Annotated in this window: 14 protein-coding genes; 2 read left to right on the top strand and 12 right to left on the bottom strand. The window is 39.6% G+C overall.

The genetic code is table 11. The annotated features are described in order from the left end of the window. Positions 1-60: 60 nt before the first annotated feature. Positions 61-903: a universal stress protein gene (locus SYJ56_RS08785; protein ID WP_323833531.1), complete on the bottom strand. Its 843-nt coding sequence runs from the start codon at positions 901-903 to the stop codon at positions 61-63. Between the two features lie 11 nt (positions 904-914). Next, positions 915-1,835: a 2-hydroxyacid dehydrogenase gene (locus SYJ56_RS08790; protein WP_323833533.1), complete on the bottom strand. Its 921-nt coding sequence runs from the start codon at positions 1,833-1,835 to the stop codon at positions 915-917. Between the two features lie 186 nt (positions 1,836-2,021). Here SYJ56_RS08790 and SYJ56_RS08795 point away from each other — a divergent pair, with 186 nt between their 5' ends. Then, positions 2,022-2,867: a DUF2911 domain-containing protein gene (locus tag SYJ56_RS08795; protein WP_323833535.1), complete on the top strand. Its 846-nt coding sequence runs from the start codon at positions 2,022-2,024 to the stop codon at positions 2,865-2,867. Positions 2,868-2,961: 94 nt separating this feature from the next. Here SYJ56_RS08795 and SYJ56_RS08800 read toward each other — a convergent pair whose 3' ends face one another. The 10 genes from SYJ56_RS08800 to SYJ56_RS08845 form a co-directional block, all read right to left on the bottom strand. Continuing rightward, positions 2,962-4,674 (bottom strand): sodium:solute symporter family protein, encoded by a 1,713-nt coding sequence (locus tag SYJ56_RS08800; protein ID WP_323833536.1) that lies wholly within the window; start codon positions 4,672-4,674, stop codon positions 2,962-2,964. A 103-nt stretch (positions 4,675-4,777) separates the two neighbouring features. Then, positions 4,778-7,234 (bottom strand): PIG-L family deacetylase, encoded by a 2,457-nt coding sequence (locus SYJ56_RS08805; protein ID WP_323833538.1) that lies wholly within the window; start codon positions 7,232-7,234, stop codon positions 4,778-4,780. An 82-nt stretch (positions 7,235-7,316) separates the two neighbouring features. Continuing rightward, positions 7,317-8,447 carry an acyloxyacyl hydrolase gene (locus SYJ56_RS08810; RefSeq protein WP_323833540.1) on the bottom strand — a complete coding sequence of 377 codons (1,131 nt, stop codon included), beginning with the start codon at positions 8,445-8,447 and terminating at the stop codon, positions 7,317-7,319. 173 nt (positions 8,448-8,620) lie between these two features. Beyond that, positions 8,621-9,835: a tetratricopeptide repeat protein gene (locus tag SYJ56_RS08815; RefSeq protein ID WP_323833542.1), complete on the bottom strand. Its 1,215-nt coding sequence runs from the start codon at positions 9,833-9,835 to the stop codon at positions 8,621-8,623. Between the two features lie 27 nt (positions 9,836-9,862). Continuing rightward, positions 9,863-12,439 carry a DNA gyrase subunit A gene (gene gyrA, locus SYJ56_RS08820; protein WP_323833544.1) on the bottom strand — a complete coding sequence of 859 codons (2,577 nt, stop codon included), beginning with the start codon at positions 12,437-12,439 and terminating at the stop codon, positions 9,863-9,865. Positions 12,440-12,535: 96 nt separating this feature from the next. Next, entirely contained in the window at positions 12,536-13,513 is a 978-nt protein-coding gene (locus tag SYJ56_RS08825; RefSeq protein WP_323833546.1) for a hypothetical protein, read from the bottom strand. Positions 13,514-13,652: 139 nt separating this feature from the next. Next, on the bottom strand, positions 13,653-14,165 hold the full coding sequence (locus tag SYJ56_RS08830; RefSeq protein WP_323833548.1) for a hypothetical protein: 513 nt from the start codon (positions 14,163-14,165) through the stop codon (positions 13,653-13,655). A gap of 111 nt (positions 14,166-14,276) precedes the next feature. After that, complete coding sequence (rpe, locus tag SYJ56_RS08835) at positions 14,277-14,936, bottom strand: ribulose-phosphate 3-epimerase (protein WP_323833550.1); 660 nt, start codon at positions 14,934-14,936, stop codon at positions 14,277-14,279. Positions 14,937-14,987: 51 nt separating this feature from the next. Continuing rightward, positions 14,988-16,652, bottom strand: coding sequence for a S8 family serine peptidase (locus SYJ56_RS08840; RefSeq protein WP_323833552.1), 1,665 nt, complete (start codon positions 16,650-16,652; stop codon positions 14,988-14,990). Next, positions 16,639-17,298, bottom strand: a complete 660-nt coding sequence (locus tag SYJ56_RS08845) for a hypothetical protein (RefSeq protein ID WP_323833554.1) — start codon at positions 17,296-17,298, stop codon at positions 16,639-16,641. Before SYJ56_RS08845 ends, SYJ56_RS08840 begins: the two co-directional genes overlap by 14 nt. 128 nt (positions 17,299-17,426) lie before the next feature. Here SYJ56_RS08845 and SYJ56_RS08850 point away from each other — a divergent pair, with 128 nt between their 5' ends. Beyond that, positions 17,427-18,047 (top strand): beta/alpha barrel domain-containing protein, encoded by a 621-nt coding sequence (locus tag SYJ56_RS08850; RefSeq protein WP_323833556.1) that lies wholly within the window; start codon positions 17,427-17,429, stop codon positions 18,045-18,047. Positions 18,048-18,060: the final 13 nt, after the last annotated feature.

Here is an 18,060-nt window from a genome sequence, read left to right on the forward strand (position 1 = left end):
GGAGACTTGCACCAAGTAAGCAAACCCGTGACCTTTGTGTTCGAGGTTAGAATGAAATAATCAAAACGATTTAATTACCCAAAGTGGCTTATTGATAAAATAGGTCATTTTTTTTGAGAGACTTTTCGAGAAAATTTGATCAAAGAAGGATTTCTTTTCACTAAGAGTAACTAAGATATCACCCTTGGCTGTCTGTAAATAATTCTCCAGCCCTAGCGCAATATCATCACGGAAGGATTTCAGTACAAAATTTACTTTATCATATTTAATGAAAGGCTCTATCTCCTCTATCATAGTCATGTGCAATGATTTATCCAAGGCCTTGTGCGTATTACTTACATGAACGACATCAATTTCAGAATCAAAAAACTTAGCTATTTCCACTATTTTCTGAATAGCAATTTTATCCTCTTCTAAGTAATCACTTGCATAGACAAGCTTACGGGGTGCTTTGAAATAAACTTTTCGGGGTACGACAAAAATATCCCGATCTGACTGCTCAACAATTCTACTGGCACGAGAACCTATAATATTTTCCCGGAAATCATTTACTCCCTCAGTTCCTACTACTATCAGACCTGCACCGATTTCAGAAGCGAATCCTAATGTCTCTTTCACGATACCCCCTTCTCTCACGGTAGAAGTACAACTAATCAACCCATTCTTTATTCCTTCCTTGCTAACAGCACTTTGCAAATTTTGAAGCTTTTCAAGCACAAAGTCCATTTGATACTTTCCGCTGGTATCTCTGGGAGACAGTTTTTCATAATCCTCTCGATTGAGCACATGAAACAGAATAAGATCCGCCTTATACTTTTCGCCCAATCTAGTTGCATACTCTATTGCATTCAATGAGCATTCAGAAAAATCAGTAGGGCACAATATTTTAAAAGTTTGTTCCATATTATATGGCATCAGTAACCTCTTGTTCGATTTACAACGTTAATCAATTCTCTGTTTTCCCGAATCCGCTTGATATTTTCTATTACTTGTGGAGCTGCAGCTTGAGGATTCGTCACACTAGCTATGTGGGGGGTCATTGTTATTTCCCCATTCTCCCAAAAAGGATGGTCTTTCGGCAAAGGCTCTTCCCTGTATACATCCAGCATAGCTCCGGAAAGTTGACCATTTTCCAAAGCCTTACTCAAATCATCTTCTACCAAATGCTTGCCCCTAGCGACATTGATGAGATAGGTATTAATATTACATTTTTCAAACAGTTCAGTATTTAAAATATTTTCTGTGTCAGGAGTAAGTGGAAGTAAGCAGATTAAAACATTCACCTCCTTTAGAAACTCTTCTAATTTGTCCTTAGTATAATATGGGTATTCAAAATCTTGTTTTTCTGAAAAGCCAAAACCAACCACAGGAAACCCTAGGTAATTTAACTTGTCCATCACATCTTTTCCCAAAGCACCTACCCCCATCACTCCCACTGTTACATCCAATTCTGGACTACTCATGTCCCAGATTTTGCGAGTTTGGTTTACTTGATATCGAGGTGTTTGTCTATGAAAATTCAACACTGCCATCACTACATAATTGGTCATGGAAAAAGTGAGCTTTTCATCCACTATTCTCACGATTGGTATGGATGAAGGAATCGACTTATCCCGCAAAATATGATCAACTCCTGCACCCATTGAACTAATTAATTTTAGATTTGGGAAGTCTGAAAGAATTCCTTCCGGATGTTGCCATAAAAAGACAAACTCTACTTTTTCTGGCTCTGTTATCTCAGGGTATACTTCAATAGTAAGCTCAGGAGCCAGAGCCTTAAATTCTTTAATCCAAACGTCCGGTTTCTTGCCGGGACAAATAATAGCTAAACTCATAAAGTTCTATACGGTAGATATTGATTGAGGATGAAAAACAACAAGAAACGTTCTACTCCATGAAAAAAAATGAGCATTGCACTTTACAATATTGCCTTAAAAAGCATCAAATTGCAGCTCTTTTCGAAACATGCTATTAAATTTTACGCTTAAGTATCTATAATCCAAATTATAACTTCAATTTCAATGAAACAAAAAATTGCCTTCACTTTAGCCTTTTTGCTGTGTAGCATAATTTCTATTGCACAACAGATTCAAATGCCTCAGGCATCTCCATCGGCTAGGATCGCCCAGAAAGTAGGTTTAACAGATGTTACTGTAGATTACAGCAGACCAAGCACCAAGGACAGAAAGATTTTTGGAGAACTGGTTCCTTACGGACAAGTATGGAGAACTGGTGCAAATGGAGCTACCGTTCTTTCTTTTTCTACAGATGTACTGATCGATGGCAAGACTATTCCTGCCGGTCAATATGCTCTTTACGCTATTCCAGGTAAATCCGAATGGACAATGATCCTATCCAAAAATACCAAGCTTTGGGGAGCTATCGGTTACGATCAAAGCGAAGATATACTACGATTTAAAGTACAGCCGGCAAAACTTAGCAAGAAGAGCGAAACTTTTGAAATCAGCTTTGCTAATATGACGGATACAGGTTCTGACATTTCATTGAAATGGGAAAAAACAAAAGTTGATTTTAGAATAGAAACTGAAGTAGATCCGTTGGTAATGGCTCAGATAAAAGAATACGTTATCGATGGTGACAGTGCAGATCCAAGCTTACTATATTCTGCAGCAAGCTATTATTACACAAATAGCAAGGATCTAAACCAAGCTTATAACTGGATAAACGAGTCTGTGGAAGAAGATCCAAAATATTGGACAATGCACCTCAAGGCAAAGATAGCTGCAGCATTAGGCAAAAAGACCGAGGCAGTAGAAACTGCTGAAGAGGCAATTGACTTGGCTGAGGAAGCTGGAAATCCAGATTATGTGGGATTAAATGAAAGACTAATCAAGTCCTTGAAATAATAATTTTGAATTTCAAAAATTTGCAACAAACTGAAAGTAGAAATATAATAAGAGAAGCCTCCTGATTTGGGAGGCTTCTCTTGTTTAGGATTGACTAGGAATTTTTAGGTGGAATCACCAACTGAATCAAAGCAGCAAAAAGCATTACGGCTAAGCATCCGATAGGATTATACCATAAGAACCCTATATCCCAAAGATTGCCATCCATTACATCTCCATTGTTGAAATGCACAAATAAAACCAGCGCCTGGGACAACAATGCACCTATAAAAACTGCTTGGCCTTTTACCCACTTCATAAAGAAAGCCACTAAGAATATCCCAAGAATAGTACCGTAAAATAGCGAACCCAACAAATTAACTGCCTGAATCAAATTTTCAAATAATGAGGCATACGTAGCAAAAAGAATTGCTCCTAGACCCCAAAAAGCTGTAAACAACTTGGATGATCTCAGGTAATGCTTGTCGCTAGCTTCTTTCTTGATCGAACGCTTATACAAATCAACGGTGGTGGTAGACCCTAATGCATTCAATTCAGAAGCTGTAGATGACATGGCCGCTGAGAAGATCACTGCGAAGAGCAATCCTATAATACCCTTCGGAAGATGATCCATCACAAATCGCATAAATACATAATCCGTATCCCTAGTCTCTGCCACCGGATCATTGGTTACAATTAATTCTTTTACCTCTTCCCGAATAGCTTTCTGCTCAATTTTTAAGCTAGATAGCTTCTCACGAATTTCAGTTTCCCGGCCTTGATCTTCCTGATCTATTGCATCGAGCATTTCCAGATAGGAAGTTTTACTTAGCTCAAAATTCTCTGCGTATTCCGCTTCCAATCCTTCAAACTCACCTGCATATTCGCTCTGGCGAAGTTTGTCGGTTTGTACTTTGTTGAAAACTACCGGTGGTAGGAAAAATTGGTAAAACACAAAAACCATCACACCAATGAAGAGAATAATAAACTGCATTGGAATCTTCAAAAAACCATTCATGATCAATCCCATCCGGCTTTGGGATAGTGTCTGACCAGAAAGGTAGCGCTGCACCTGACTTTGATCCGTACCAAAATATGAAAGGAAAAGAAATACGGCTGCTGTCATTCCTGACCATATATTGTATCGATCTGAAACATCAAATTCAAAGTTGATCATTTCCAGTTTATCCATCTTACCTGCGACATGCATGGCTTCTTGAAAGGAAATAGGAAGCATTTGAATAACAATAATTCCTGCCAAAATCATCCCTCCCATCATCACAGCCATTTGCTGCTTTTGAGTGATAGACACAGCTTCCGTCCCTCCGGAGACGGTATAGAGAATAACCACCGACCCAATCAGAATATTTGTAAATGTCAGATTCCAGCCAAGAAGTGTGGATAGAATAATTGCCGGGGCATAGATGGTGATCCCAGCGGCCAAACCTCTCTGTAAAATAAAAAGCAGCGCAGCAAGTGTTCTTGTTTTTAGATCAAAGCGATTTTCTAAAAACTCGTAGGCTGTGTAAACTTTCAGCCGGTAATAAATCGGAATAAAAACCACTGAGATAACAATCATCGCCAGCGGCAATCCAAAGTAAAACTGAATGAACCCCATCCCATCCTCATAAGCCTGCCCTGGCGTGCTCAAGAAAGTGATAGCTGAAGCTTGAGTTGCCATTATAGACAATCCTATGGACCACCAGTTCATTGAATTTTTGCCGCGCAGATAGGAATCCAGACTCTTTGGCCCGTAAGTTTTATAAATTCCGTAAGTCGCTATGAGCGCCAAAGTGCCAAAGAGAACTACCCAATCTAAAGTACTCATGCGTATGCTACTTTAAGCCAGTAAAATAAGGCTATTAGCAAAAATAGACATACAATCAATCCTGCATAAAGGTATTTCCAACGTATAGGTTTTTCTTCCAAAACTATTGCTCGATCAAGTTGATGAATAATTTAGTAGCTCCAGGAACACCAGCAGGTAGCTCTCTAAAGAATGATATACCTGTATAAATGTATGTTCCTTTACCATATTTCGCATAGATCAACGATCCATTAAGCGGATCTTCATTCGGGTCTTGGAAAGTAATAGGGGTAGAGTATTCTGGAGCAATATCAGACTCAAAATACAATCCTCTTTCCTGAATCCAACCATCAAAATCGGCTGTTGTTATCTTATTTGGCCCTGCCAAAATCGGATGGTTCCAATCGGCTGTAAATGGGGAATCTTCCACAGTCACTCGGTCTCTACTAATAGCAAAAGGATAGGGTCCAAGATTGTCGATAAGAAGCGGTCTGCTCACGTTGTATTGCACGACCACAGTACCTCCGTTTTCTACATACGCCATTAAGTTTTGTTGGTTGGCGGCAAGATCAAAATTGGTATTGTATGCCCTGATTCCCACTACGATGCTTTTGTATTGAGACAGGTTTGTCAAAGAATAATCAGTGAGTTCGGTCACTTGGTAACCTAGAGATGAAAGTACAGCTGGCACATCATCCCCTGCTCCCATGATATATCCGATTTTAGCTCCAGACACCTTCCAGTCTTCTTGGATCAAATTCATGGCTGCCGGAGAAAAATAAGTCAAGTTCGGAATATGCTTATAGGGTATTCTATGAGTCACTTGATCAAAAGTTTCTCCGTCTGAAGTGGCAAATTGTGCAACCGCTTCTCTCTTTTCATTCTTATCCAATTTGAAAGAAACGCTGTAAGTTTTTTTCTTTTGACTACTATTTTCTTCTACACCCAAAATTTCAAATTCAGACTTTTGAAGATTTCTAAATGACAACTCGCCGTCTTTCAATTCACCATTGAAATTGACAGTGACTGTGACAACTGGGTTTACTCCTGAAATCAAAAACACATTTTGATCCGATACTTTCAAGTCAATTTCTGGCACAATCGTAAATGGCTGCTTTACTTCGCCATCCACCTGATCATTGTATTTATATTCTAGAGGAATTGTCGTTTTGAATTCCTTTCCGTTGATTTTAAAAGTCAAGTCACCCCCAACTTTCATGTCATTGAATGGCCTGCCTATCATTTGCTGATCCCTCACATCGTAAAGGGCACCCATTACCGGGTTTACGAGCCAATAGGGTTGTGACAAGGGGGTAGTTTCAGCGATCTGGAATTCGACAGGAATCTGTTCTGGCTCGTTATTGGCAACTACCTTTTTCTCCAGAGAATAGTAAGTATCATAAAGCTGCAATGAAATGTCCGTAAGCATAACAGCAGATGGATTATTGACCACAAGATTTGCTTTGATCTCTTCACCTGCATAACCTAGCTCTTGACTAGTAACAAACTCCATTTTCAGTCCCAATAGTTTAAAGATCAGTTGGTCCATCTTCTGGGCTTTTTCACGAATCCAGGAAGTTTTTGAGCCATGCTCCATAAGTTTATCTCGAATTTGCATCAACGACTTTAGGTTGATGACAGGATCTTTAAAGTTGAATTTCTCAATGGCACTTTGAAGCATAGCCTCTATTTCCTTTCCACCCTCTACTTCCACCCAGCGATCAGGTATTCCCTCAAAAGCTGAATTTTCAAAAGGCTCTCCTTTGATAAATTGCAAATGATCTTCAGTGGCTCCTGTTCTAGCTGTTGCCCCAAAACCCTGTGATTTATGCATGGTACGGCTATTGGCGGCTATTTGGCTGTAAGACTGCCCTAGCAAACTATTGAAATCTCCTGTTTGAATCACAGCATACTTTTCATCTTCCAATGGCTTGAATTCACCTCCGAAATTGTATGAGTTCCAAAAGATTCTCCTAGTCTGCCAAGTCTGTACGTATTTCAATTGTTCAGGAAATACTTTTGGATCCGCAGCCAAGTCAAATGCTTCCTCAGCCAAAATCGCTGATGTGGTATGATGTCCATGATTGCCTCCAGGTATAGTATTGAATCGAGTAATGATTATATCTGGCCTAAAATTTCTTACCACCCATACCACATCAGAAAGAACCTTTTGCTTATCCCAATTTTGCAGGGTTTCATCGGGATTCTTAGAATAGCCAAAGTCCATTGCTCGGGTAAAAAACTGTCTTCCACCGTCGGTCTCACGAGCGCGAAGCAATTCCTGCGTTCGGATCTGACCAAGTTCAATACCTAGTTCCTTTCCTATTAAATTCTGACCTCCATCACCACGTGTTAGACTCAAGTAAGCCACTTGCATATGCTCACCATTGCCAAGAGCTGCAATTAGCTGCGTATTTTCATCATCAGGATGCGCAGCTATGTAAAGGACTCTTTTGGTTTCCTTAATCTGAAGTAGCTGATGATATATCTCGGAGGAAGAGAGTGATTGTGAGACACAAATCAAACTGTTTAGCATAAGGAAAAGAAATGCTAAACATCTGAGCAGAATAAGCTTGGTCATAAATGGGGGTAATTTATGCCTACAAGCTAGAATAAGCCCAATAGAAATAAAAACAATTTGTGATTAAAGGAAGAAGAACTGGTTAAGGATTAACGATTTTTCTCACTTTGCCTGGAATGGTGTATCCTAAAGTAAACTCAAAAATGTCAGCCTTTGCCTTGTGCGCTTTAATCTGCACCCCCACAAACACATTATTGTTCATGCTATAGCGAACACCAATTCGTTCATAGAAACTAGAGGTTTCCTGATTATAATCGGCTTTACTCAGGTAAACTCCGAATGCTATGGGCATATATAATTTTTCGGTCAATTTCCATTCCCATGAGCCCACCACTGCAAAAGAATTGACATCTGTAAAAGTTATATTTTCGTCAGGATATCGATCTTTAGCTCCTGCTCCATAATACCAATCTACACCTAGCCCACCCCTGTATTTATGAGAAATCTCCCAGAGATAATTAACGCCTAACCCTCCCCTGAAATAGGTTTTTTCGTCTATATCATAGCTTTTAAGTCCAGTGTAAGCTGCAATGTTCCAAAAGCCTCTTTTCTCTAAAGGTGGGGAATCTGGTTTAGCCCCAGGATTGAATTTCTCCTTATCAAGGTTCATTCGAAGACCAATAGCTAAAGGGATAAAATTGATTCCTGAATTGGGCTTTTTGATGGAGCCATTGGAATAATGTTTGGTACCTATTGAAGTGAATACTCCTATTGACTTTGAAATTTGATAAGCTGCTTTCACTCCGAAATGAATGTGTGCATTGACTGCAGTACCCACAAATCCATTAAGTGGATTGGTTTCTGCATCGTAAGGGTTCATATTGAAACCAACTCCGATTTGAGCATAATAGCTGAAATTGAGTTTCCTATCAAAATTAATCTTACCAAAAGGAAACTCCCCAAATCCGTAGATTCCCATGGGCCTTCCAATTTCTTCGTAATAATTAACGGCAGTAGTAAAGCCTAATCCGTAACTCGGATATCTATTGAGATAATTGTAGTAGGTGTTTTTGCTGCTTCTCCAGCCAAATCTAACATCGACTCCGCTATAGTCTATGATGTCAATAAGTTCATTAGCCCAATCCTTATTGTTTCCAATAACAGGGCCTTGATCGTAAGACACCTCAATGAATTTTTTAGATTGTGCCTCTACTTGATAAGATAGTAGTACAAAAAATATAAAAGCTAAAATCGGCACTATTTTCAATCGCATCACCACTAGGAATTTCCGAAGGCAAAGATAAAAATATTGTAAAAACCAGACTATCGGTTTTGAAATTCTATTACGCCTGGATATTTGATGTGACATTCTTGGAATAGGTAGAAAAATTATAAAAAAAGAGCCTCTGAATTGAATTCAGAGGCTCCATCTATATATTTGGCCTATTAATTATCCGATTCGAGCCAGTTAGCACCTTTTAATTCGATTAACATTTTATTATACTTTCCTGCTTCCTCAGCATTTTTCAATCTAGTATGTACTTGATAAAGAATTGCCATAATATCAGTGTTTTCAGGTCTGATTTCTAATGCTTTTTCAAAGTAAGGTATGGCTTGTTTATAGTAGCCATTTGACTCTTCCGTCATTGATTGTGATTTAGCTTCCCACTCTTCGTCCGACAGAGCACCTAGTTCAACAACGATTTCTCTGGATTTCTCCAATAGAAGTGCTCCTGTATAGTAGTTACCATCGTAGAATTCAGGATCAGCAACAACAGACTTTTTGTAGTCTTCTAAAGCACCATCTATATCGCCAGCTTGCTCCTTGAGGTAGCCTGATCTCAATAGGATTCCAGCATTATTGGGGTCATTTTTTAAAGCTTCCTGGATAGATGCCATCGCCTCATCCATTTTGTTCAATTGAAGTAACAATTGGATTTCATATTCAGCAAGTATTTTGTCATCAGGGTAATCTTCTCTACCTGCCATAATGATATCGTACGCCGCTTCAGGATTTGCATCTTCACCACTTAGAATCTGAACCATTAAGTAGTAAACAGTCAATTTATTGTACTCTTCTACTTCAAGCAAGTATCCGAAATGCTTCTTTGCTTCATCGAATTTACCTAATTCTTGTGCTATGAAACCAGCATTGTAATGGACTGTAGTATCAGTAAGGTCTATTTCTCCTGCCAAATCAAAGAATTCGTAAGCCATTTCTTGATCTTCTGCATTATACCTTTCTAATGCTTTATCAAAAGCTAGATTCTTCAGTGTAAAGATAGAATAAGGTCTAAGGTTATTAGGAACGCCAGGCATATCCTCAGTATAAATCTCCTCGCCTACACCATCTTCTTTATTACTTCCTGCCATTTCAAAAGCTTTGTTGTAAGTAGTCAATGCAGCATGCCCTGTTTCCACAGTGGAAGCTGTATTAGAAGAGTCAGAACCAAACATCTTGGTTTCAATTTGGGCTTTTAAAAGATAAGTGGCTGGATCACTTCCAGTTTCTGGATCAGAACTGGCAGCTTCTACGTCAGCCAAGGCAGTGGTTAAATCTCCAGACTTGAAGTTCTTCTCTGCAGAACGAACCACTTTTTTTTGTCCAAAAGCCAGGGTCGTTGCACCGATCAAGGCCATTGATAGAATTAGCTTCTTCATTTTAGCGTATTTTTCGTGTTTGGTTGGTTAATCGTTAATTTCATTTGATTCATCCGAAGAGTCGTCAGTTTCGTCCGTTGGAGATTCATCAGTAGCTATTTCAGGATTTTGATTTTCATCTGAAACTACTATTGCTTCTTCGATCGCTTCTACTTCTTCTTTTGATATTTTTTCAACAGAGGAAATCTCGTCATTTTCTCCGATTTTTATCAATCTTACTCCTTGAGTAGCTCTTCCCATGACGCGAAGTCCATCCACAGAAATACGAATGGTGATTCCAGATCTGTTGATGATCATCAAATCATCTGTTTCTACTACTTCTTTAATTGCAACTAGTGCACCGGTTTTCTCAGTTACATTCATTGCTTTCACTCCTTTGCCTCCACGATTGGTGATTCTGTATTCGTCTAGACTAGAGCGCTTACCGTAACCTTTTTCGGAAACTACCAGTAACGTTGCATTCTCCTCAGATGCACATACCATGCCAATCACATAATCATTATCATCATTTAATCTGATAGCTCTCACTCCCGTAGCTGTTCGACCCATTGGTCTTACTGCTGATTCGTTGAAGTGAATTGCTCTACCGGATTTAGCTGCGATCACAATGTGCTGACTACCATTAGTCATCTCTACATTGACTAATTGATCATCCTCACGGATATTCAATGCAATGATACCATTGGTTCTAGGACGGCTATATTGTTCAAGCGTGGTCTTCTTGATCACCCCTTGCTTAGTCACCATCACTAGGAAGTGATTGTTAAGGTAATCTTGATCATTCAAATCAACAACCTGAATGATAGAACGGATCTTATCATCCTGTTCGATGCTTATCAAGTTCTGAATTGGTCTTCCTTTAGACGTCTTTGATCCTTCTGGAATAGCATAGGTTTTCAACCAGAATAATTTCCCTTTATCAGTAAAGATCAATAGGTAGTTATGCGTTGATGCCGTAAATAAGTACTCCGTGAAATCATCTTGCTTGGTACTTACACCACGCGATCCTACCCCACCTCTACCCTGAGTTCTATATTCCGTAAGCGCCGTGCGCTTCACATAACCTTCATGAGAAACAGTGATAATGACTTCCTCATTTGGAATCATATCTTCATAACTGAAATCTTCTGCATTATGCTCGATCTCAGTTCTGCGGTCATCAGCATAGCGAGTTCTCATTTCTGAAAGCTCTTCCTTGATGATTTCCATTCTTTTCTCTTCGTTGCCAAGTATTTCTTTGAGTTCCTCGATCAAGGCCATTATTTCTTCGTACTCCTTGATAATCTTGTCTCGCTCCATTCCAGTCAATCGCTGTAATCTCATATCGAGAATAGCTCTTGCCTGAATTTCACTTAATTCAAACCTCTCCATCAAACCATTTCTAGCGGTCTCCGGATCAGCAGAACTTCTAATCAAAGAAATCACCTCATCTAAATGATCTAATGCGATCAAATAGCCCTGTAGGATATGCGCTCTCTTTTCTGCTTCTCTTAATTCATACTCCGTTCTGCGAATCACTACCTCATGGCGGTGATTGACATAATGAACGATCATATCCTTCAGATTCAGCGTATGCGGTCTGCCTTTCACTAAGGCAACATTATTCACTGAGAATGAAGTTTGAAGCTGTGTATGCTTATAAAGATTATTAAGGACTACGCTGGATATTGCGTCACGCTTCAATTCATAAACAATCCGCATTCCTGAGCGGTCAGACTCATCACGAATCGCAGAAATTCCATCAATTTTCTTTTCATTGATCAACGCGGCAGTTTTCTCTACCATGCTGGCCTTGTTCACCATATATGGAATCTCGGTGATGATAATCATCTCCTTGCTACCACCATCTTTGATCTCTACATTGGCTTTACCACGCATTACAACTCTACCACGGCCAGTTTCAAAGGCAGCTTTCACTCCATTGTATCCGTAGATTATACCTCCAGTCGGAAAATCCGGTGCAATGATATGCTCCATCAATTCGGCTATGGTAATCTCGTTATTGTCAATGTATGCGACAATCCCGTCAATAACTTCACCTAAATTGTGAGGTGCCATATTAGTCGCCATACCTACTGCGATACCCGAAGCGCCATTCAATAGCAGCGCGGGAACTTTAGCAGGCAAAACAATCGGCTCCTTCAGGGAGTCATCAAAGTTGAATTGAAAATCAACTGTCTCCTTATTGATATCCACCAAAAGCTCTTCAGCAATACGCTTCAGTCTGGCTTCGGTATAACGCATCGCTGCGGGATTATCTCCATCCACAGAACCGAAGTTACCCTGACCATCCACCATAGGATATCGCAAAGACCAAGGTTGTGCCATACGAACCATCGTTTCGTACACAGCTGAATCACCATGTGGGTGATACTTACCGAGTACCTCACCGACAATTCTGGCAGATTTCTTATAAGGTTTGTTATGTAATACTCCCAGTTCCTGCATCCCAAAAAGGATTCTGCGGTGTACTGGTTTCAGTCCGTCACGGACATCAGGAAGCGCTCTTGAAACAATAACCGACATCGAATAATCGATGTAGGCACCACGCATTTCCTCTTCAATATTAATGGGTATGATGTTCTCGTTTTCTCCTTGAGCCATATAATGCTATTCACGGGGTCGATTAAGGCTGCAAGATAGTAAAAACAGACTGGTTTTGAAAAGAGATTACAAACACCAATAAGGATAATCAGGACTTTAGTACCACTGCCCTACCTTCCTGTCTTGAAAATTGAAAATCCCGCTTCCTCTATACTCAATTCCATTGTGCATATGCTTCATCACTACACCACATCCAACGATTTTGCAACGCTTTGTTCCAGGAAACCGAACAGCAAGCCCCACTTGCATAGCATATACTTTTTGATCCAGCTCCTGAAATTCAGAAAAATCAGAAGCCGCATAGGTGAAACTACGGAAATCAGCTCCTCCTTTGACAAACATCTTGGTGTAATCAGAGAAATCACGCTCTATTCTCAAACCTAAACCGTAATAATTTTTATCAGACACAGCTAGTCTTGGCACATAGGGATCTGGTCCATCATCTAGGGCTGCGTCATAAGCCTTTTTAAGATTCAGTTTACCAAACTCCGCTTCAAAAATAAATCGCCAAGGATAATTCTGACGAGCTCGCTGTCTTAATTCTGACTGCATGTAAAGATTAGAAGAAGAATAATTTCTATATCTCCAGTTGAGAAATGAGCGTCTTCTATTAGCATCGTAAAGCACCAAACCAACCGTACCGTAAAGTTTATCCACTTGATAAGTAGCTCCTTCGAAATCAAACTGGTGATCTCCGCCTTGCATAGGAGCTAGATTACCCCATTCCTGACCAAAACCACCACCAATAGTGATTAGATTGAAAAAATTGATTCTTACTCCTCCATTCCAGTTTGGAAACACCCAGTCCCCACCTTTCATTTCCAGTGGATTTTCTTCAGAAATATCCAAAGGATCTCCGTCAAGGTTTTGGAAGCGTGAGAAGGGATAAAGGCTAGGATTTGCAGAATAAAAGCTAGTTCCAAATTGCTGATAGGAACCTCCACCTGAAAGCTCTACACTGAACATTTCCAGCACGTTCCGGGTCACATTACCCAATCCTGACTCACTCTTGGGTTTTTTGGCTTTGTCGGAAATCCCGAATATGTCTTCTCCCTGAGCAAACACAGCTGACATTACGAAACAAAGAATAATAGAGAGGGGGAGCTTTTTAAAATTCATACTTATCTAAACGAAGGCTTGGAACTCTTGGTGTGAAATTAAAAAAAAATGCCTCCCGATTGGGAAGCATCTTCATATTAACTTGAATAAAATCTTATTTTCCGTCTATTACTTTTGTAGTATCTGCATTTTCAGCCGCTTGTTTTGCTTTTAGCTCAGCTATCAAGGAATCAAGTTTTTCTTTCAATGCTGGATCTTCTTTAGTGGCACCATTTACTTTGTTATAAGTGGAAGCTCCAAGAATAGAATCGTTCATAATGAGATCGGTTTTATATTCTTTCAGCACGTCTTGTTGAGAATCTTGGAAAGCCTGAACTTCTTCATAAGCTGCAATTTCCTCAGGCGTTACTTTAGCTTCGGTCATTTTCGCTTCATCACCCCATGCTGCCTTTATTTCATTGTAGCGCGCACCACCCTGAAAGATCTCATTATCCAGAATCATTGATTTCATTTTTTCTGTTCTGGAATTAAGGAAATTTTCAAACTCAACTTCCATATTCGCAAACTTGGTAAGCTCCTCAGTGGTTACTTCTTCCGTCGCTTCCTGCGCAAATCCTGACATTACAATACACGCGAAAAGCGCTCCAAACAACAGTACTTTTTTCATAAATTTTTATTTTAATTTCTGTATAACCCTCAATAAAAAAACCAAAAGCCAAAAATTCAAAGAATTGTAAAGCTTTTTAAGGTTTTTTATGATAAATGGTATCCCTCAAAGTCAGACCAACGATATGGACTTCAATTGACTGATCGTTTGAACAGGATTTGATGAATTGAATACAAAACTCCCAGCAACAAATACATCCGCCCCCGCAGCCATGAGTTTTGGCGCATTTTCAAGATTAACTCCACCATCAATTTCAATTTTTGTTTTAGCTCCCTTAGCAAGAATCAAATCCTTTAAACGTGACACCTTGGAATAAGTATTTTCTATAAATTTCTGTCCTCCAAAACCTGGATTCACTGACATCATACATACCAAATCAATATCCAGAATCACGTCTGACAGTAACTCTACAGGTGTATGGGGATTAATCGCAACCCCTGCTTTCGCTCCGAGATTGTGGATAGCTTGTAAGGTTCGGTGCAAATGAGTACATGCTTCGTAATGTACAGAAATCACTTCCGCGCCCGCATTTCTAAAAGCTTCTAGGTAATTATCAGGATTCACTATCATCAAGTGTACGTCCAAAGGCTTTTTCGCGTAGCGATGGATCGCCTCAGTCACAGGAATACCAAATGATATATTTGGGACAAATACACCGTCCATTATATCCACATGAATATAATCCGCTGCTGAGGAGTTGAGCATTTCTACTTCTCTTTGGAGATTTGCAAAATCAGCAGCTAGTATGGAAGGGGCAATTAATAGAGACATGTTTTTTTTATTTCTGTAAAAAAGCTAAAATATTGATCAGTCCCCAAATCCTTATTGCCTTATTAATTTGCTATGCTTGTTCAGCGAGCGATCCTGCATCTGAATTACATAAAAGCCTGGCTTCACTCCTTGCAAATGAATTCGGAAAGGTTCTTTGACATTCGCTCTAGTTAGCGTTACATTTTCTAAGGCTCGCCCATTGAAATCAATAAGTGAAAATTCTGCACTAAGGCTATTTCCAAAGTAAATATTCAACTCATCACCAAAAATAGGATTAGGAAAAACTTTCCAAGCAAATACTTCAGCATCTTCTTCCACAGCTAGTATTTCTCCATAGAATGCATCAAAGAAATTGGGAATGCCATAGCCCAACAAATTATCAGGTTCATCTGCTTGGGTTCCACTATTCAATAGGCTTTCTATTAATTTATCTTTTGTCCATTCTGGTTTGGCTTCCCATAGTCCCGCCGCCAATGCCGCAATCTGAGGAGCGGAGAATGAAGTTCCATTAGAATAACCGACCTCTCCATTTGATCGGATCAATGTTGTACCCTCCCCAAATGCAGCTAAATTCGGCTTAATTCTACCATCTCCAGTTGGGCCACGTGAGCTAAAACCAGAAACAGCCAATTCTCTATTTACAGATCCTATAGCAAGGATACCTTGCGCATCTGATGGTGAAGTAAGTGTTGATTCGGCTGGGCCATAATTTCCGGCACTGTTAACTACTAGGATTCCCTTACTGGCAGCAATACTAGCTCCTCGGGCAACTATGGTGGTTTCCCCATCTAAATCCTCTAAAGTGTAGTTCATCGCGGGGTCGTCAAAATCCCAATATCCAACGGAACTGCTGATAATATCGGTACCTAAGCTGTCTGCATATTCGGCCGCACGAACCCAATTATATTCTTCCACCCAGTATTCTGTCGCGATTTCTTCGGTCATTGCAAGGATATAATCTGCATCTGGGGCACCTGCTAACATTTTTCCTGGCTCATTAGAAGCTATCAGTGAAAGCACATTTGTACCATGTTGATTGTCTGAATATACATTTTGATTCCAAGGCCTTACAAAATCTCTTGTCCCGATGATCTGTCCATTGGTTTGAAGATGAGCCAATGGACTGGCAATCTCAGCTCCGGGAAAGCCAGCATCAAAAACTGCTATAGTCACACCTTTTCCAGTAAACCCTTCTTCATGCATTTTATCAATTCCAAGCAGGGAATTCTGGAAATCGTACGTTTCCTCATTGGTAGCCAACACACGCTTAATATCACTAGCAGGAGAATGAATTTTATCTGAAAATGAGGAGTATCGCCTTCTGCCATTTCTGGCATTGGGACTTGGGATAAAGCTTCTACCAACAAGCTCTACTCTATCTACAAATGGTAAAGCTTCTAATTCTTTGACGTGAGCATCGTCAGTTACAAGTAACGTAGCGTTAAACCATTTGCTGGAATACAATAGATAATCCGACTTCTCATAGACCACATCCACATATTTCTGTGAAACAGGTAGATCTAAACTATCAGGTGTCACCCCTTCTCTGGTTCTACGATCCAATGCTTTTTGACTTAGAAATTCAGTCGGTTGATCAAGCGATAAACTTTCTTGAGGCTTATATTTATAAAACACAGCATAACGATCTTGTGCGGCCACATTAGCTGAGAAAGCCAGTCCAATAAATAAGCTAGCTAGAAGCTTAATCCTTCCCATAGTCTGTCAACTTCATGTGAACCTTAAAACCTGAATCTATCAGCATATCACCAAGGCAATCATTTCTTGAACAATAAGTCAAAACTTCATCGTATTTTTCTACCAAACCAACTCCCAACTCATATACTTCATATCGAACATCTCTATAGGTCACCTCATCATCACTTTCCTCCTGATTGATACGAATTGAATTTCCAGATTTGATTAATTCAAAATCGTCTTCCGGTTCACCTCTATAAGCATTTCCATCCCAGATTTCCCCATCTATTGCAGGAAAAACCAAGGTCACTAAGGCTTGATTTTCAATGGTTCTCACAAGTGAACGATTGCGCTTTAGAAGAGTATATTCTATTGTGTTATTCCAGTCAGTCTGATCTGAAGATTTGGAACGCTGTACTATAAAAACCTGCTCGCCTTCTGCATTTGTATAGAAAGTTCTTATACGGTCTTTGTAAAAAAACAGCTCTTGCTCAGCATCATTTTCTCCAAAATAGGTGGTTTGGTCCACTTCATAGATCCAAAACAAACCAATTTCCAAAGGCTGAAAATCATAACCGAAATCCACTTGTCCTTCTTCAATTTCTCGATCACAAGAAGTAGATAGTGCAAATAGGATAAATAAAATAAGTGATCGCCCTCTGTACATATTGCCTTTGAATGACTAAAAATACAAGTATTTTCTCAATTATCCGGTAAGGATGAGTTGATACAGTTTCGAAATACTTTTTTGAAGCCGATCATCCTGTTTAACTTAGCTGATTCAAAATTTGAACCATGGCTTTAAGCACTTTTGTAAAAATAAGCGGTATTACCAATCTCTCTGATGCCAGGTATTGCGCTGGGATGTATGTGGATTTGTTGGGTTTTTCGCTTGAAGAAGAATCTGAAAAATTCATCACTCCTACCCAGTTTAATGAAATCACAGGATGGGTCTCCGGACTTGAATTTGTAGGCGAATTCTTAACCTATAACGCACTTCAGCTCTTGGAAACATTGCCAAATTACCCTTCCCTAAAATGGGTAGAGCATGATAGAATAGAGCCGCTATTAGAACTAGAGGGAAAGGGATACGGACTGATATATAAGATGGATTTGGAAGAAGTTCGTCACATTGAAATACCGGTAGCTGAGAAGCTAAATGAGTCTAGAATAATTTTTCATATCACCTCTGCTCACGAAGAACTGGATGAAGATGATATGAACGCCATCAAACTGATAAGCGAGAATTGTAGGGTTATCTTGGGAGTAGGAATTACAGCCGTTAACGTTCAATCTTTAATCGAAGAGCTAAACCTATATGGTATTTCTCTCACTGGAGGAGAGGAAATCAAGCCTGGCCTGAAAGACTTCGATGAACTGGCTGATATTCTGGAAGCATTGGAAGTAGAAGAATAACAGGTCCTAGGGT

The organism is Algoriphagus aurantiacus, from assembly GCF_035156405.1.
Lineage (GTDB): Bacteria > Bacteroidota > Bacteroidia > Cytophagales > Cyclobacteriaceae > Algoriphagus > Algoriphagus aurantiacus.

Excerpts from the sequence above, each read along its gene's own strand:
- SYJ56_RS08785 (WP_323833531.1), bottom strand. The coding sequence starts at position 903 with ATGGAACAAACTTTTAAAATATTGTGCCCTACTGATTTTTCTGAATGC.
- SYJ56_RS08790 (WP_323833533.1), bottom strand. The coding sequence starts at position 1,835 with ATGAGTTTAGCTATTATTTGTCCCGGCAAGAAACCGGACGTTTGGATT.
- SYJ56_RS08795 (WP_323833535.1), top strand. The coding sequence starts at position 2,022 with ATGAAACAAAAAATTGCCTTCACTTTAGCCTTTTTGCTGTGTAGCATA.
- SYJ56_RS08800 (WP_323833536.1), bottom strand. The coding sequence starts at position 4,674 with ATGAGTACTTTAGATTGGGTAGTTCTCTTTGGCACTTTGGCGCTCATA.
- SYJ56_RS08805 (WP_323833538.1), bottom strand. The coding sequence starts at position 7,234 with ATGACCAAGCTTATTCTGCTCAGATGTTTAGCATTTCTTTTCCTTATG.
- SYJ56_RS08810 (WP_323833540.1), bottom strand. The coding sequence starts at position 8,447 with ATGCGATTGAAAATAGTGCCGATTTTAGCTTTTATATTTTTTGTACTA.
- SYJ56_RS08815 (WP_323833542.1), bottom strand. The coding sequence starts at position 9,835 with ATGAAGAAGCTAATTCTATCAATGGCCTTGATCGGTGCAACGACCCTG.
- gyrA (WP_323833544.1), bottom strand. The coding sequence starts at position 12,439 with ATGGCTCAAGGAGAAAACGAGAACATCATACCCATTAATATTGAAGAG.
- SYJ56_RS08825 (WP_323833546.1), bottom strand. The coding sequence starts at position 13,513 with ATGTCAGCTGTGTTTGCTCAGGGAGAAGACATATTCGGGATTTCCGAC.
- SYJ56_RS08830 (WP_323833548.1), bottom strand. The coding sequence starts at position 14,165 with ATGAAAAAAGTACTGTTGTTTGGAGCGCTTTTCGCGTGTATTGTAATG.
- rpe (WP_323833550.1), bottom strand. The coding sequence starts at position 14,936 with ATGTCTCTATTAATTGCCCCTTCCATACTAGCTGCTGATTTTGCAAAT.
- SYJ56_RS08840 (WP_323833552.1), bottom strand. The coding sequence starts at position 16,652 with ATGGGAAGGATTAAGCTTCTAGCTAGCTTATTTATTGGACTGGCTTTC.
- SYJ56_RS08845 (WP_323833554.1), bottom strand. The coding sequence starts at position 17,298 with ATGTACAGAGGGCGATCACTTATTTTATTTATCCTATTTGCACTATCT.
- SYJ56_RS08850 (WP_323833556.1), top strand. The coding sequence starts at position 17,427 with ATGGCTTTAAGCACTTTTGTAAAAATAAGCGGTATTACCAATCTCTCT.